This window comes from Phyllobacterium sp. 22229, from assembly GCF_052056495.1.
In the GTDB taxonomy this organism is placed as follows: Bacteria; Pseudomonadota; Alphaproteobacteria; order Rhizobiales; family Rhizobiaceae; genus Phyllobacterium; species Phyllobacterium myrsinacearum.
The window spans coordinates 165,256-181,343 of the sequence record NZ_JBQEPA010000005.1 but is presented as its reverse complement, the minus strand read 5'-3'; the positions used below and the strand labels follow the sequence as shown (position 1 = coordinate 181,343).

Here is a 16,088-nt window from a genome sequence, read left to right as displayed (position 1 = left end):
CGCAGCGGCGCTACAGGCGTGTCCCGGCGAACAGCCGGGGCGCAATGAAATCAACGAACACCCGCAGCTTCGGCGACAGATGCCGGTTTGAAGGCCAGAGCACCCAGAACTGGCCTGTCTGCACCAGACAGTCGTCAAGCAGCGTGTGCAGATCACCCGCCTTCACCGCATCGGCCACCAGGAAGTCCGGCATATAGGCAATGCCGAGGCCGCGGACCGTCGCGCCATAAAGCGCTTCCATATTGTTGCATACCAGCGCCGGGGGCAGATGCAGGTCAACGTCCGGGGCTGCTCCTCCCATGACCCAGTCCTGCAACTTGCCGCTTGTCGGGAAACGGTAGCGCAGACAGGCGTGATGCTGCAGGTCGCGCAATTCCCTCGGTCTGCCGCGCCTCTGCAGATAGGCTGATGACGCGGCAAGCACCTGCCGGAACGGACCGAGCCGGCGCGCCATCAGCGATGAATCCGGCAAATCTCCACTGCGAATGACGGCATCGAACCCTTCTTCGATCACATTGACGATCTGGTCGTTGAAATCGAGATCAAGCTCGATTTCCGGATAGAGCTGTTCGAATTCAGGCAGATGCGGCAGCAGGAAACGGTAGCCGATCGTCGGCAGGCTCACACGCAAGCGCCCGCGCGGCGCTTCCTTGGTGCGCGACAGCATGGATTCCGCATCATTGAGATCATCAATGATGCGGCGGCAGCGCTCATAGAACAGCTGCCCCTCCGCCGTGAGGCTGATGCGGCGCGTGCTGCGCTGGAATAGGCGCACATCCAGGTTCTGCTCCAGCCGGGCAATCGTTTTTCCAACCGCCGAAGCGGAAATACCCAGCGACCGGCCAGCCGCAACGAAACTCAGCGTTTCTGCGGACCGCACGAAAGCAAACAAACCATTCAGATTATCCATGGTCCCTCTATTAGAGAAATATTGTCCGCTATCTCGGGATATATGGCGCAATTTTCAATGATTAAAGCCTGTGTATCATGAATTCGACCATTCCCTCCCACATTTAGATACCGCAGGTGAAAAATGACTGCCCACACACATCCGCACGGTACAGCGGAGAAGCTGATGATTCTGACCGCTGTCTGCCTGGCGGCCCTCGCCATGCCCGTCAGCTTTACCGGCCCTGCCGTCGCACTTCCCGCCATTGCCCGCGCCCTTGGCGGCAGCCCGGTCGAACTCAACTGGGTTACCAATGGCTTCATGCTGGCCTTCGGCAGCAGCCTGATGGCGGCGGGCGCGCTCGCCGACAATTACGGGCGCAAACGCGTCTTCCTGACAGGCCTTGCGCTTTTTGCCGTTTTCTCGCTGGCGCTGTCGCTTGTCACCAGCCTTGTCTGGTTCGACATCATGCGTGCCGCACAGGGGCTTTCGAGTGCCCTCGCCTTTTCCGGCGGCATGGCCGCGCTCGCCCAGGAGTTCGACGGACAGGAACGCACGCGCGCCTTCAGCATGATCGGCATCACATTCGGCATTGGCCTGTCCTTCGGACCGATTCTCTCGGGAACGCTGATCAGCCATTTCGGCTGGCAGGCGGCTATCCTCGTCACGCTGCCGATCACCCTTGTCGCGTTTGGCCTTGGTGTTTTCCGGCTACGGGAATCGCGTGACCCCGGCGCAAGGGGCATCGACTGGCCGGGCGCCATCAGCTTCACGCTGGCACTGACGCTGCTCACATGCGGCATATTGCAGGCGCCGGATATCGGCTGGGGGCACCCGCTCGTCATCGGCATGCTCGCCGCTGCCCTCATCGTGTTCGGTCTCTTCGCGATCATCGAACAGCGCGCGGCACGGCCGATGCTGGACCTCAGCCTGTTTCGCTACCCGCGTTTTGTCGGCGTGCAGATCCTCGCGGCGGCTCCCGCCTATTCCTTCGTCGTCCTGCTGATTCTCCTGCCCATCCGCTATATCGGCGTGGAGGGCTTCAGCGAGGTTCAGACCGGGCAGATGATGATTGCCCTGTCGGGGCCGCTGCTCATCGTGCCGTTTCTGGCAGCGCTGCTCACGCGCTGGTTCTCCGCCGCGATCCTGTGCAGTGCCGGTCTTCTCCTCTCGGCAGGCGGACTGTTCTGGCTCAGCCGCTGCATGCCGGGCCAGCCGGTGGAACTGACACTTCCGGCATTGGTCCTGATCGGCTTTGGCATCAGCCTGCCCTGGGGATTGATGGATGGCCTCGCCGTCAGCGTCGTCCCTAAGGAGCGGGCCGGCATGGCAACGGGTATTTTCAGCACCACGCGCATTGCCGGCGAAGGCATTGCCCTTGCCATTGTCAGCGCCCTGCTTACCGCGCTTCTCAACTGGAAATTGGGTACGGGCCCTGATGTCGCGCAGGCCGCCCAGAAGCTGGCAACCGGCAATATCGCCTCAGCCATGGGCCTGTTGGGTCCGGTCAGCCCGCAAGCCATATTGCAGACCTATGGCGAAGCCTTCGGCCAGCTCCTGCAGATTCTGGCGCAGATCACCGTCGTGACGGCGCTCGCCATCTTCATCGTCATGCGCATACCGGACAAGGCGGCCATCGCCGCCTGACCGGCCTGCCCATATCAAACCCCGGCAGATGGCTCATCTGCCGGGGTTTTTGCATGGTATCAGCGAAAGTTGACGTCGCGCCCGGCAGAGCGCAGCGAAACGGTGAAACCGGCGAGAATATCGAAGAAGGCCATTGCCATCAGAATGAAGAACAGTGAATGCGAGGCACTGGGAACCAGAAGGAATTCCACCAGGAATGCCACGAAGACGAAGGTCGACAGGAGATGGTCAACCACCGAGGCATTGCTTGTGCGCGTCGACTTCATGATCTCGAAGAACAGCAGCGCCAGCGACAGCACGATCATCAGATCGCCCAGTGTCATCCGCCATACGCCGCCCGACAGCATCTGCATGGAATAGAGCTGCGTGGCCCACGGATCGGCGCCGCCGATACCCGTCAATCCGGCAACCACCAGATTGAACACAACAAGCGGCACGATCATCAATGGAATATTGGAAATCACGGCATCTGTCTCCCATCAGCATGTCATAAACAAAAAAGACCGGCACAAGGCCGGTCCTCTTTATCACGAAATCCAGGAAGGGATCAGCCTTCTTTCGGCGTCAGAACCTGACGGCCGCGATACATGCCGGTCTTCAGATCGACATGGTGCGGACGGCGCAGTTCGCCTGAATTCTTGTCTTCGACATAAGTCGGGGCCTTCAGCGCGTCGGCGGAGCGGCGCATGCCGCGCTTCGACGGAGAAGTTTTTCTTTTAGGTACAGCCATTGTTCCTGCTCCAGTAATCAGTCAAAATCCGGCGCTGGCCCGATCGAGCCTGTCACAATGGACAAAATTCCGGAAAGTTCGGCTGGGGCTATACACGTCTTGAGAGCTTTTGACCAGCATGAGTCGCATATTTTTTGTCGCAAATGCCGATATGCCGGGATTTGCGCCGCGAGAGGGTCTATTTGACACAACCAATATACGCACCGGCGCCGCGCGCACGCCGTTCGTTGAGCCTTGCCAGTGTCTGCAAACCCCGGCCCGGCCGCGCCGGATTGCGTGCAATCGGGTTGGGCAGGGTTACCGCCAGAAACGCCGCCTGGCGCGGCGTCAGCCTTGCCGCACTGACCTTGAAATGATGCTGCGCCGCCGCCTCGATGCCGTAGATGCCTGGCCCCCACTCGGCAATATTCAGGTAGATTTCCATCACCCGCCGTTTGGTCAGGATCAGATCGGTCATCATCGCCAGCGGCATTTCCAGGCCCTTGCGGATGAAGGACCGGCTGTTCCACAGGAACAGGTTCTTGGCGGTCTGCATGGTGATCGTCGACGCGCCGCGCGTCTGCTCGCCATCCATGGCATCGGACATGACCAGGTTCATCGCATCCCAGTCGACGCCGGAGTGAAAGCAGAACCGCGCATCCTCCGACATCATGACGGAATGCACCAGCACCGGGGAAATCTCGTCCAAGGACACCCAGCGCCGATCATAACCGGAAAAGGTCACGAGGTCCTTCACCATCAAGGTGGAAACCGGATGCACGAATGGCAGCCGGTACAGGCTGAGCAGGATGATGGGGATCATCATCAGGATGATGCCCGCCAGAATCAGGTAGCGCGCGATGCGCCCCAAAGGCGAGCCGCCCGGACTGACCAGATAGCCTCCGCCTTTTTTGTTTCTGACCAGAACCCGTGTCACACCCGCCGCCTGCGTTGAAAACCCATCATGGACATAGAGCAACGATCCGCCAAAGGGAACCATTTCCATGTCTTTGCGGCCATGTTCACAATGACAACAAGGCAAAAATGCAAAAGCAGCACATCTAATCATTGACCGGACGGCGATTTTTCGCTCATTGCCAGATCATGATGACCGATCAAGACACTTCCCTGTTTCAAATGACATTGCTGCATCGCGCCGCCGCGGTGGAAGCGCTGCTGACAGACCTGCTCTCGGATCAGCCGCAAGATGGCGAGATCAGCCGTCCGCCGCGCCTCATGGCAGCCATGCGGCACGGCGTTCTCAATGGCGGCAAGCGTCTGCGCCCCTTCCTCGTCATGGAAAGCGCAGCCCTCTTCGGCGCCGGCACCCCTGCGGCATTGCGGGTAGCAGCAGCGCTCGAATGCATCCACAGCTATTCGCTCGTGCATGACGATCTTCCGGCCATGGACAATGACGATATGCGCCGCGGCCAGCCGACGGTGCATCGCAAGTTCGACGAGGCAGCGGCAATCCTCGCGGGGGACAGCCTCCTGACCTATGCCTTCGAACTGATTGCAGCCGAGGCGACGGAGCTTGATCCCGGCGCCAAGGTTGCATTGGTAACGGCTCTGGCACGCGCTGCGGGCATCGGCGGCATGACCGGCGGCCAGGCGCTTGATCTGGAAGCGGAAAAGGTCAAGCCCGACGAGGCCGGCATCATCCGCCTGCAGGCCATGAAAACCGGCGCGCTGATCCGTTTCGCCTGCGAAGCCGGTGCCGTGATCGGCAATGCCAACCCTGAGGATCGCGAACGGCTGGCGGAATATGGTTCGGCCATAGGCCTGGCCTTTCAGCTGGCCGACGATCTGCTCGATGTCACCGCCGATGCCGCCCACATGGGCAAAGCCACCGGCAAGGATGCGGCAGCGGGCAAGGCCACGCTGGTTTCGCTGCACGGGATCGACTGGACAAAACGCCAGTTAAGCGGACTGGTGGCACAGGCCGAGGAACTGCTTGCGCCTTTCGGCGAAAAAGCTGCCCTGCTCAAGCAGGCCGCACGCTTCATCGCCGAGCGGCAGAGCTAGACTCTATTCGGCTGCGTGCGAGCCTGCGCCCTGGCCGAAGCGGTTTTCGATATAATCGGCAACCATCTTCTGGAATTCCTTGGCAATGCCCGCACCGCGCAGGGTCGCCACTTTCTTGCCGTCGACAAAGACCGGGGCCGTCGGCGTTTCTCCGGTTCCCGGCAGTGAAATGCCGATATCGGCCATCTTGGATTCACCCGGCCCATTGACGATACAACCCATCACCGCAACATTGAGCGCTTCAACGCCGGGATATTTCTCGCGCCAGACCGGCATGTTGTCGCGAATATCGCTCTGGATCGACTGCGCCAGTTCCTGAAACACCGTCGACGTGGTCCGCCCGCAACCGGGACAGGCCGCGACAATCGGAATGAACTGGCGAAAGCCCATGGTCTGCAGCAATTCCTGCGCCACCTGCACTTCGCGCGTCCGGTCACCGTTCGGTTCCGGTGTCAGCGATATGCGGATCGTATCGCCGATACCCTGCTGCAGGAGAATGCCGAGCGCCGCCGAGGAGGCAACGATGCCCTTGGAGCCCATGCCGGCTTCGGTAAGGCCGAGATGCAGCGCATGATCGCAGCGCCGCGCCAGCTCCGCATAAACCGCAATCAAATCCTGCACCTGGCTGACCTTGGCTGAAAGGATGATCTTGGAGCGTGGCAGGCCGATTTCTTCGGCCAATTGCGCGGAAATCAGCGCGGACTGGACAATGGCCTCGCGCGTCACCTGTTCCGCCGTCAGGGGCGCGCCGGCCGCGTGGTTCTGGTCCATCAGCGCCGTCAGCAGTTCCTGATCGAGCGAACCCCAGTTGACGCCGATACGCACCGGCTTGTCGTAGCGGATCGCCATTTCGATGATGGCGCCGAACTGCGCATCCTTCTTGTCCTTGAAACCGACATTGCCCGGGTTGATGCGGTATTTCGCCAGCGCTTCGGCGCAGGCCGGGTGGTCGGCCAGCAGCTTGTGACCGATATAGTGGAAATCGCCGACCAGCGGCACGTTCAGGCCAAGCCGGTCCAGTCTCTCGCGGATTTTCGGCACGGCAGCGGCGGATTCATCCCGGTCAACGGTGATACGGACGATCTGCGATCCGGCATGGAAAAGGGCGGCGACCTGCGCCACGGTGCCGTCCACATCGGCCGTATCCGTGTTGGTCATCGACTGCACGACGACAGGCGCGCTTCCACCAACCATGACCCCGCCCACATCGACGCCAACGGAGGCGCGGCGGGCAAAGGGCTGCGAATAATAGTCAGACATTGTCAAACTCCAGATATTCCCTTCACGTGGCGCAGGGAACGCCTTGTGTCAACACCATGTGACATGAACGCGGCAAATTCAAAGCAAATGCGCTTTCCGATCACGGCACAGTGAAGCGTATGACAAAGTGTTCACGTTCCAAAGCTGGTAATCTTGCTGCAATGCAATATATTCCACACGCCTTCAACACGGTTGTTAAACCAAAGGAAGTTTCTCATGGCCAAGAAGACCGCAGTCGTCACAGGTTCCAACTCCGGCATCGGACTGGGTTCCGCCCACGCGCTCGCAGCGGCGGGTTACAATGTGGTGATCAATTCCTTCACCGACCGTCCGGAAGATCACGATCTTGCCAAGGAGATCGCCGCACAGCATGCCACGGGCGTTGCCTATATCAAGGCCGACATGTCCAAGGGGGATGAATGCCGCGCCCTGATCGACCAGGCCGCCGCGACATTCGGCAGCGTCGATGTGCTGGTCAACAATGCCGGCATCCAGTTTGTCGCGCCGGTCGACGAATTCCCGGCGGAAAAATGGGATGCGATCATCGCCATCAACCTGACCTCGGCGTTCCATACCACCGCTGCCGCGCTTCCCTATATGAAGAAGGCCGGCTGGGGCCGTATCATCAATATCGCCTCGGCCCATGGTCTGCGCGCATCGCCGTTCAAATCGGCCTATGTGGCAGCCAAGCACGGCATTCTCGGACTGACCAAAACCGTCGCGCTTGAGGTGGCGGAAAAACACATCACCAGCAATGCCATCTGCCCCGGCTATGTCCTGACACCACTTGTCGAAGCCCAGATCCCCGACCAGATGAAGGCGCACAACATGGACCGCGAAACGGTCATCCGCGACGTCATGCTGGACAGGCAGGCAACCAAGGAATTCGCCACGGTCGACCAGATCGGCGCAACGGTGGTGTTCCTCGCCAGCGATGCGGCGGCGCAGATCACCGGCACATCCATTTCCGTCGATGGCGGCTGGACGGCGCAGTGATGAATCACAAACCCAAAGTCATCAACATCGCACTGCAGGGCGGCGGCTCGCATGGCGCTTTCACCTGGGGCGTTCTCGACCGCATTCTCGAAGATGGCCGCCTGACCATCGAGGGCATATCCGGCACCAGCGCCGGTGCCATGAATGCTGTCGCGCTGGCTGATGGCTGGAGCCGCAACGGTCCCGACGGTGCCCGCGAGAAGCTCTATGAGTTCTGGCGAGCGGTGGGCCGCACCGGGCAGTTCAGCCCGGTTCAGCGCACGCCGTGGGACCGTTTCTTCGGCAACTGGTCCGTCGAAAACGGCGTCGGGTACAATCTGTTCGAACAGTTCTCGCGCATGTTTTCGCCCTATGAGTTCAATCCGTTCAACCTCAACCCGCTGCGGGATGTGGTCGAGCGCGAGATTGATTTCGACCGGGTGAAAGCCTGTTCGGCGCTCAAGCTGTTCATTTCCGCCACCAATGTGGAAAGCGGCCGCCTACGGGTCTTCTCGCAGTCGGAACTCAACGCCGACGTGGTGATGGCATCTGCCTGCCTGCCCTATATTTTCCAGGCGGTGGAGATTGAAGGCGAGCCTTACTGGGATGGCGGTTATGGCGGCAATCCGGCGCTCTATCCCTTCTTCTATTCGACCAAGAGCGAAGATCTGCTGCTTATCCAGATCAACCCGATCGAACGGCGCGGCGCACCGAAGACGGCCCGCGAAATCACCGACCGTATCGACGAGATCACCTTCAACGCAGCGCTCCTGCGCGAATTCCGTTCGATTGCCTTCGTCAATTCGCTGATCGATGCGGGGCGGATCGAACATGGCGAATACAAGCATATCCGCATGCACCGGATCGATGCCGATGTGGCACTGGCCGGCCTGGCGGCCTCGTCGAAGATCAATGCGGAATGGGCCTTTCTTGAATATCTGCGCGACCTCGGCCAGGCCGCGGCCGATGACTGGCTGGAAGAGCATTTCGATGCGGTGGGCGAAAACGCGACACTCGATCTCTCCGGTGAGCTTTCTCCCGAGATGAATGTCGGCCTGAAAGCCCACAAGGCCGGACGGCGGGTAACCGACTTCCTCCTGCAGCGCAAGAAACCTGCTATCGCGGCGCGGCGCCGGGCATAAATCAGCTGTCCGGATTTTCGTTGCGGTCGGCACTGGCGGCAAGATTGGCCATCAGGAAGACCACGATGAGCAGGCAGGCGAGCACCATATAGACCGGAGCGAAACCCGTGCGCCCGCCGACAAAGCCGATTGCCGAGGGCGCGACCAGAATGCCGGAATAACCCATCAGCGTGACGAGGCTGAGGGCAACGCCCGACGAGGTTCCCTTCTGGTTGCCCGCAGCCGAGAAGGCGATGGGCACCATGTTGGCAATGCCCAGCCCCGCAAAAGCGAAGGCGAGAATAGCGATCCAGGGGCTTGGCGCAAGGCTTGCAACCAGCATGCCCGATGCACCAATGAGCGCGGAGATGCGCAATGTCTTCACCGCACCGAAACGGTTGCGCACGCCATCGCCCAAAAAGCGCATGACGGACATCGTTCCCGAAAATGCCGCGAAGGCAAATCCGGCCGTGGCAATATCGGCACCGCGCTCCTGCTTGAGATAGAGGGCCGCCCAGTCAAGCACGGAGCCTTCGGGAACCATGGAGAAAAGCGCCATGATACCGATGAGGTAAATCAGCGGGTTGGTCGGGAAAGCCAGCTTGCCCTTCTTCTCGTGCACCACCGGCGCATCTTCGGTGATCATGAAGCGGAATGCGGCAAGCCCGAGAACAACGGCAATGGCGGTGACCACCGTTGCATGAACAAGATGACCCTGTGCTTCGATGAGCAGACCGCCAAGCGCGCCCCCGGCAAAGCCGCCAAGGCTCCAGAAGCCGTGCGAGGACGACATGACGGCGCGCGACAGTTTTTTCTCCACCTCCACGGCATTGGCATTCATGGCCACATCCATGCCGCCGATGACGGCACCGAAGAGGAAAAGCGCAGGCGCAGCAATGTAGACATTCGGAGCCAGCGCCACCAGGAGCAGGGAAAAGCTGCAGAAGATGGCAAAACCCTTGACCACCGCGCGCGAGCCATACCGGCCAATGAGGTAGCCGCACCAGGGCATGGCTGCCAGGGCACCAAGGCCGAAGACCAGGATCATCAGGCCGAGCGTGAATTCGCTGATGTGCAGGCGGGTCATGAACACGGGGATCTGCGGCGCCCAGCTGCCGACGAGAAAACCATTGAAGAAGAAGGCGCTGGCAACCGCCCAGCGGCCATAGACGGCTTTCTTCCGGTAGAGCGAGGCATCCATAATTTTATCACCAGCTTGAATTTCGGACAGGATGGACATCACGCGGCATGTCCATCGGCAATGACGACTTCGACCCCCGCGCCGCGAATCCGCTCCACGATCGACGGATCGGCGGTTCTGTCGGTAATCAGCGTTGAAATGGCCGAGATGGGTGCGATGGCAAAGGGCGCCTGCTTCAGCAGCTTTTCAGCCGTGGCAAGCAGCATTACTTCATTGCTTGCCTTGCTCATGGCCAGTTTCAGGTGCGCATCCTCGTAGTTCTCGGCACGCAGTGTCAGACTCTCATCGATGGCGCAGGCGCCGAGCACGCAGTAATCGACATGCATGAGCTGCACTTCGGCAAGGGGCGACTGCCCGATGACGCTGCGGGTGAAGCGGTTCAGCGTGCCGCCGAGGAGAATAACCTCGCATAGGGGATGGTCGAGAGCGGCCGAGGCAATATCCGGCGAACTCGTGATAATGCGCATTTGCAGGTTGACCGGAAGGGCGCGCACAAACTCGAGCACCGTCGTGCTCGAATCGAGAAGCATGGTGGAATTCGGGGCAATTCGTTCGGCGGCAACGGCGGCCACCGCCTTTTTACCGGCCGTTTCATCCCTGGCGCGCTGCTGAAAGCTGCGAAAGCTCGAACTGCTGCGCGCTGCACCGCCGTGAAAGCGCTGGACAAGCCCTGCTTCGGACAACTCGCGCAAATCCCGGCGTATGGAATCTTCCGACACCCCGAATTCCGCCGCGACGGCATTCGCCAGGATGCGGCCGGATTCATTGACCCGTTTGAGGATCATGTCCTTGCGTTCGTCCGGCGACAGGTCTTTGCTCATTATGGACATATCCTGCACATGCGCGCTCACAATCCGCATCGGCTGCGGACCTCAGGACCCGACCATACTTCGCATATGCGCATTGTTCAATGCCTGTTTATGCCGATATGCGCATAAACAGGCACGGATATGTTCCATCAGGCAATGGCCAGATGGCCTTACTCGTAGACGGCGAGCAGATCCTTGGCATCGATCTGGTCGCCGGCGCGAACCAGAATTTCAGCCAGCGTCCCGTCGCGCTCGGCACGCAGGGCCGTTTCCATCTTCATCGCCTCGATGGAGAGAAGCACGTCACCCGCATTGACCCTCTGGCCGACTGCAACACCCACGGTGGACACAATGCCCGGCATCGGCGCACCGACATGCTTGTCATTGCCAAGCTCTGCCTTGCGGCGCACCCCGGCGCTGCCCGCCCGGGTGCGGTCAGGCACCTTCACGCGGCGCGGCTGGCCGTTCATTTCGAAGAACACGGTGACCATGCCCTTGTCATCCGGCTCGCCCACTGCCTGATTGCGCACCACCAGCGTCTTGCCGCGCTCGATATCGAGAAAGACTTCCTCTTCCTGCGCCAGACCATAGAAGTAGACATGCGTCGGCAGGACACTCGTCGGACCGTAGGTGCCGTGTGTCACGGCAAAATCGGTGAACACTTTCGGATACATCAGATAGGAGGCAAATTCCTGATCGCTGACCTTGCGCTCCAGCTTTTCCTCGATGTCCTTGCGCTCGGCCACGAGATCGGCCGGCGCCAGGAGCGAGCCGGGCCGCTCGGTGAAGGGCTTTTCGTCCTTCAAAATCTTCTTCTGGATATCTTTGGGCCAGCCCTTCGGCGGTTGGCCGAGATCCCCGCGCATCATCGAAACCACCGAATCCGGGAAGGAAATATCCTTGTCCGGGTTTTTCACGTCGGCGACGGACAAATCCTGACTGACCATCATCAGTGCCATGTCGCCCACGACCTTGGATGACGGTGTGACCTTGACGATATCGCCAAACATCTGATTGACGTCGGCATAGGCCTGGGCGACTTCGTGCCAGCGCGTTTCAAGGCCGAGCGAGCGCGCCTGTTCCTTCAGGTTGGTGAACTGGCCGCCCGGCATCTCGTGCAGATAGACTTCCGACGCCGGTCCCTTCAGATCGCTTTCGAATGCCGCATATTGGGTGCGGACCGCCTCCCAGTAGAACGAGATGCGGCGGATCCATTCCGGATCAAGTCCGGGATCGCGCTCAGTGCCTTTGAGGGCTTCGACGATCGAACCGAGACAGGGCTGCGACGTATTGCCGGAAAGAGCATCCATGGCAGCATCGACCACGTCGACGCCCGCATCCACGGCGGCAAGCACCGTGGCCGCGGAAATGCCTGACGTGTCATGCGTGTGGAAATGCAGCGGCAGGTCGGTCGCCTCGCGCAGCGCCTTGAACAGCACCTTGGCGGCACCCGGCTTGAGCAGCCCGGCCATGTCCTTGACCGCGATGATATGCGCGCCCGCCTTCTCCACTTCCTGCGCCAGATCGACATAATATTTCAGGTCGTATTTCGGCCGGGCGGAATTCAGGATATCGCCGGTGTAGCAGATGGCCGCTTCACACAGCTTGTCCTCCTCCAGCACCGCATCCATGGTGACGCGCATGTTCTCCACCCAGTTGAGGCTGTCGAACACGCGGAACACATCGACGCCGTTGCGGGCGGCCTGCTGCACGAAATAGCGGACCACATTGTCAGGATAGCTCTTGTAGCCGACGCCGTTGGCACCGCGCAAAAGCATCTGCAGGAGGATGTTCGGCGCCGCTTCGCGCACATCTGCAAGACGTTCCCATGGATCTTCCGTCAGGAAGCGCATGGCGACATCGAACGTCGCCCCGCCCCAGCACTCCAGCGAGAACAGCTGCGGCAAGGCACGCGCATAGGTGCCCGCCACCCGGGCGATATCGAAGGTGCGCATCCGCGTTGCCAGCAGGGACTGGTGGCCGTCGCGCATGGTCGTATCGGTGAAGAGCGCGCGCTTTTCATTGCGCATCCATTCGCCGAACTTCTTCGGTCCCAGCTGGTCAAGCAGCTGCTTGGTGCCATCCGGGATCGGCGTTTCAATGAACGGCACCCGCGGCAGCGCCGCTTCGGCCGGTGGCGTGGCACGGCCCTTGGTTTCCGGATGGCCATTGACGGTGACGTCGGCCAGATAGGTCAGAAGCTTGGTGGCGCGATCCTGGCGCTTCACCTGTTCGAACAGCTCCGGCGTCGTGTCGATGAACTTCGTGGTGTAGCTGTTATCGGCAAACTTCGGATGGGTGATGATGGCTTCAAGGAAGGTCAGGTTGGTGGCAACGCCGCGGATGCGGAACTCGCGCAGGGCACGGTGCATGCGCTGGATCGTCTCGCCGGCGGTCGGTGACCAGGCGGTGATCTTTTCCAGCAGCGGATCGTAGTAGCGGGTAATGACCGCGCCCGAATAGGCGGTGCCACCGTCCAGCCGGATACCGAAGCCGGTTGCACCGCGATAGGCGGTGATGCGGCCGTAATCGGGAATGAAGTTCTGTTCGGGATCTTCCGTGGTGATGCGGCACTGCAGCGCATGGCCGTTCAGCTTGATATCCTTCTGCGCGGGCACGCCGGATTCCGGTGTGCCGATCGCCGCGCCTTCCAGAATGCGGATCTGCGCCTTGACGATATCAATGCCGGTGACTTCCTCGGTCACCGTGTGCTCCACCTGAATACGCGGATTGACCTCGATGAAATAGAACTGGTTCGTATCGGCATCCATCAGGAATTCGATGGTGCCAGCGCCGATATAGGCGGTTTCCGCGGCGATCTTCAGACCGTAATCGGCAATCTCCTTGCGCTGGGCCTCATTGAGGTAAGGCGCTGGCGCGCGCTCGACAACCTTCTGGTTGCGGCGCTGGATCGAACAATCGCGCTCGAACAGATGCACCGCATTGCCGTGCGTATCGCCCAGAATCTGCACTTCGACATGGCGCGCACGCTGCACCAGCTTTTCAAGGTAAACCTCATCCTTGCCGAAGGCAGCCTTGGCTTCACGCTTGCCCTCGGTGACCTCGCGGGCAATGTCATCCGGCGAGAAGATGGCGCGCATGCCGCGCCCGCCGCCGCCCCAGGACGCCTTCAGCATGACGGGATAGCCGATCTTCTCGGCAAGCGTCTTCACCTCGTCCATGTCGTCGGGCAGCGGGTCGGTTGCCGGGACGACGGGAACGCCTATCTCGATGGCGAGATTGCGGGCGGCGACCTTGTTGCCGAGACGGCGCATGGTTTCCGGCTTCGGCCCGATGAAGATGATCCCGGCTTCGCCGCAGGCTTCGGCAAACTCCGGACTTTCGGACAAAAGGCCATAACCCGGGTGGATGGCGTCGGCACCCGACAGCTTTGCCACGCGGATGATTTCCTCGATCGACAGATAGCTTTCGATCGGCCCCATATCCCTGGCCAGATGCGGCCCGCGTCCGACCTGATAGGACTCATCCGCCTTGAAACGGTGCAACGCCAGCTTGTCTTCCTCGGCCCATATCGCCACGGTTTTCATGCCAAGCTCGTTGGCGGCGCGGAAAACCCGGATGGCGATTTCTGATCGGTTGGCGACAAGGATCTTCTTGATAGGCAAGGCGAAAACTCCGAAATCTCATAGAGGCGGTATGAGCGGTAAAACCCTATTGGCGGGATGATTGCTGCACTGCAAACAAGGCATATTGATCACAAGACAGGAAAATGTCCAACGGCAAAATGCCCGGCATGAGAGCCGGGCATTTCGCAATGAGACAGAAAGCGGAAAGGCTTACTGCTGGACGTATGTGTACTTGCCGTCCTTGTCCTTCTTCCATTCGTACATGACGTAACCTGGAAGCTTCGGATCGCCCTTTTCGTCAAAGGAGATATCGCCGAGAACGGACTTGAATGGGCCCTTTTCCTTCAGGGCCTTGGCAACGGTTTCAGGATCGTTCGACTTTGCAGCGGTCGCTGCTCCAACGATGGCCTGCACGGCTGCATAGGAGTAGAGGGTGTAGGCTTCCGGCTCAAAACCGGCCTTGCGGAACTTCTCGACCAGATCCTTGTTGGCCGGATTGTTGCGCGGATCGGGACCGAAAGTGTTGAGCGTGCCGACCACGGCGTCGCCGGCAATCGCAGCGAGTTCGTTGGTGACAATGCCGTCGCCGGAGATGAACTTGACCTTCAGGCCCTGATCAGCCAGCTGGCGGATGATGAGACCGGCTTCCGTATGCAAACCACCCCAATAAAGAACATTGACGCCGGCCTGCTTGGCCTTTGCGATCAGCGCGGAGAAGTCCTTGTCGCCGACATTGACGCCTTCATAAAGAACCGGCTTCAGGCCCTTTGCCTCGATTGTCTTCTTGGTTTCGTCGGCCAGACCCTGGCCATATGGCGTCTTGTCATGGATGACGGCGATCTTGGCATCCTTGTAATGCTCGGCGATGTAGGCGCCGGCAATGGCACCCTGCTGGTCATCGCGGCCGCAGGTGCGGAATGTGTTCCACAGGCCGCGTTCGGTGAAGACGGGATTTGTCGCAGCTGGCGTTACTTCGACAATGCCGTTTTCCGCGTACACTTCGGATGCCGGGATGGACACGCCGGAGTTGAAATGGCCGACGACGAATTTCACGCCATCAGCAACAAACTTGTTGGCAACCGAAACGCCCTGCTTGGCATCGGAAACGTCATCGCCCAGAACGAATTTGATCTTTTCGCCATTCACGCCGCCAGCCGCATTGACCACCTCGGCGGCCGCTTCGGCACCCTTCTGAATCTGCGCGCCGTAAGCGGCGTTGGGGCCGGTCAGCGGAGCACCAATACCGACCAGAAGATCAGCATAGGCGTGACCGCCCAAAGCGAGCATCGCTGCAACAGCAACACCCGAGAATAGTGACTTCTTCATTTGAAAACTCCCATTTTCTAGGTACTTACGAAACCCCTAACGATGAATTCTTCCCATCGCTTGAAGACCACATTTGCCGATTTTCCGGCGGTTGTCACGCTGATTCGTTTCGCGTCAGCGAGATTGCTTAGGCCCCTTTTCTTTCCTTGAACGAGAAGGGAGAAACTTTTTCATAGAGCCAGTGATACTGCTGAACCATCTGGTTTGTCCGGGTGTAACGGTAGCCCAATGTGCCGATGATGATCAGCACGATGGTGTCGATCACATAGTAGTGCAGCGTCACCATCGTGCCTTCAAACAGGGCAAAGTGGATGAAGCGGACGCCGATGCCGAGAAGCAGCATGTAGAAGATCAGAATTGTATAGGACCGCCATGTCTTGGCACAGGCGCGGCCCGCCATCCATGCGGCCCAGCCGCCCATGATGCAGGTTACCAGCACAAACAGCCAGAATGAGGGTTCTTCGTACAAAATGCCTTGCATGGCAGTATTCCCCTTGCGGCACCGGACATTCCAGACCCGCTGGAAAGCCGGCCCTATT

At 60.0% G+C, this 16,088-nt stretch carries 14 protein-coding genes; 4 read left to right on the top strand and 10 right to left on the bottom strand.

Annotated features, from left to right (window positions below; translation table 11 throughout):
- Positions 1-10: 10 nt before the first annotated feature.
- Positions 11-910 carry a LysR family transcriptional regulator gene (locus tag ACTJJ7_RS08075; protein WP_440966471.1) on the bottom strand — a complete coding sequence of 300 codons (900 nt, stop codon included), beginning with the start codon at positions 908-910 and terminating at the stop codon, positions 11-13.
- Positions 911-1,075: 165 nt separating this feature from the next.
- Here ACTJJ7_RS08075 and ACTJJ7_RS08070 point away from each other — a divergent pair, with 165 nt between their 5' ends.
- A complete protein-coding gene (locus ACTJJ7_RS08070; RefSeq protein ID WP_440966469.1) occupies positions 1,076-2,536 on the top strand; it encodes an MFS transporter in 1,461 nt (486 codons plus the stop codon).
- A 59-nt stretch (positions 2,537-2,595) separates the two neighbouring features.
- Here the strand turns inward: ACTJJ7_RS08070 and ACTJJ7_RS08065 are convergent, their stop codons facing one another.
- The 3 genes from ACTJJ7_RS08065 to mtgA all read right to left on the bottom strand — a co-directional run bounded on the left by ACTJJ7_RS08065 (position 2,596) and on the right by mtgA (position 4,182).
- Entirely contained in the window at positions 2,596-3,000 is a 405-nt protein-coding gene (locus tag ACTJJ7_RS08065; RefSeq protein ID WP_105734368.1) for a hypothetical protein, read from the bottom strand.
- 83 nt (positions 3,001-3,083) lie between these two features.
- The gene (gene rpmF / locus ACTJJ7_RS08060) at positions 3,084-3,266 is read right to left on the bottom strand and encodes a 50S ribosomal protein L32 (protein ID WP_008121851.1); all 183 of its coding nucleotides are present in this window, start codon (positions 3,264-3,266) and stop codon (positions 3,084-3,086) included.
- Positions 3,267-3,444: 178 nt separating this feature from the next.
- Entirely contained in the window at positions 3,445-4,182 is a 738-nt protein-coding gene (gene mtgA / locus ACTJJ7_RS08055; RefSeq protein ID WP_440966577.1) for a monofunctional biosynthetic peptidoglycan transglycosylase, read from the bottom strand.
- A 170-nt stretch (positions 4,183-4,352) separates the two neighbouring features.
- Here mtgA and ACTJJ7_RS08050 point away from each other — a divergent pair, with 170 nt between their 5' ends.
- Positions 4,353-5,270, top strand: coding sequence for a polyprenyl synthetase family protein (locus tag ACTJJ7_RS08050; RefSeq protein WP_440966466.1), 918 nt, complete (start codon positions 4,353-4,355; stop codon positions 5,268-5,270).
- Positions 5,271-5,273: 3 nt separating this feature from the next.
- On the opposite strand, the gene ispG is transcribed toward ACTJJ7_RS08050, so the two are convergent.
- The gene (ispG, locus tag ACTJJ7_RS08045; RefSeq protein ID WP_105734367.1) at positions 5,274-6,530 is read right to left on the bottom strand and encodes a flavodoxin-dependent (E)-4-hydroxy-3-methylbut-2-enyl-diphosphate synthase; all 1,257 of its coding nucleotides are present in this window, start codon (positions 6,528-6,530) and stop codon (positions 5,274-5,276) included.
- Between the two features lie 216 nt (positions 6,531-6,746).
- On the opposite strand from ispG, the gene ACTJJ7_RS08040 reads away from it, so the two are divergent.
- Together ACTJJ7_RS08040 and ACTJJ7_RS08035 are read left to right on the top strand one after the other, a co-directional pair.
- Positions 6,747-7,526: a 3-hydroxybutyrate dehydrogenase gene (locus ACTJJ7_RS08040; protein ID WP_440966462.1), complete on the top strand. Its 780-nt coding sequence runs from the start codon at positions 6,747-6,749 to the stop codon at positions 7,524-7,526.
- Positions 7,526-8,647: a patatin-like phospholipase family protein gene (locus tag ACTJJ7_RS08035; RefSeq protein WP_105734365.1), complete on the top strand. Its 1,122-nt coding sequence runs from the start codon at positions 7,526-7,528 to the stop codon at positions 8,645-8,647. Before ACTJJ7_RS08040 ends, ACTJJ7_RS08035 begins: the two co-directional genes overlap by 1 nt.
- Before the next feature lies 1 nt (position 8,648).
- On the opposite strand, the gene ACTJJ7_RS08030 is transcribed toward ACTJJ7_RS08035, so the two are convergent.
- The 5 genes from ACTJJ7_RS08030 to ACTJJ7_RS08010 all read right to left on the bottom strand — a co-directional run bounded on the left by ACTJJ7_RS08030 (position 8,649) and on the right by ACTJJ7_RS08010 (position 16,030).
- Positions 8,649-9,827, bottom strand: a complete 1,179-nt coding sequence (locus tag ACTJJ7_RS08030; RefSeq protein ID WP_105734633.1) for an MFS transporter — start codon at positions 9,825-9,827, stop codon at positions 8,649-8,651.
- A 38-nt stretch (positions 9,828-9,865) separates the two neighbouring features.
- The gene (locus ACTJJ7_RS08025) at positions 9,866-10,648 is read right to left on the bottom strand and encodes a DeoR/GlpR family DNA-binding transcription regulator (RefSeq protein WP_245421095.1); all 783 of its coding nucleotides are present in this window, start codon (positions 10,646-10,648) and stop codon (positions 9,866-9,868) included.
- Between the two features lie 158 nt (positions 10,649-10,806).
- Positions 10,807-14,262: a pyruvate carboxylase gene (pyc, locus tag ACTJJ7_RS08020; protein ID WP_105734364.1), complete on the bottom strand. Its 3,456-nt coding sequence runs from the start codon at positions 14,260-14,262 to the stop codon at positions 10,807-10,809.
- A gap of 171 nt (positions 14,263-14,433) precedes the next feature.
- Positions 14,434-15,549, bottom strand: coding sequence for a branched-chain amino acid ABC transporter substrate-binding protein (locus ACTJJ7_RS08015; RefSeq protein ID WP_105734363.1), 1,116 nt, complete (start codon positions 15,547-15,549; stop codon positions 14,434-14,436).
- Between the two features lie 127 nt (positions 15,550-15,676).
- On the bottom strand, positions 15,677-16,030 hold the full coding sequence (locus ACTJJ7_RS08010) for a DUF6867 family protein (RefSeq protein WP_105734362.1): 354 nt from the start codon (positions 16,028-16,030) through the stop codon (positions 15,677-15,679).
- Positions 16,031-16,088: the final 58 nt, after the last annotated feature.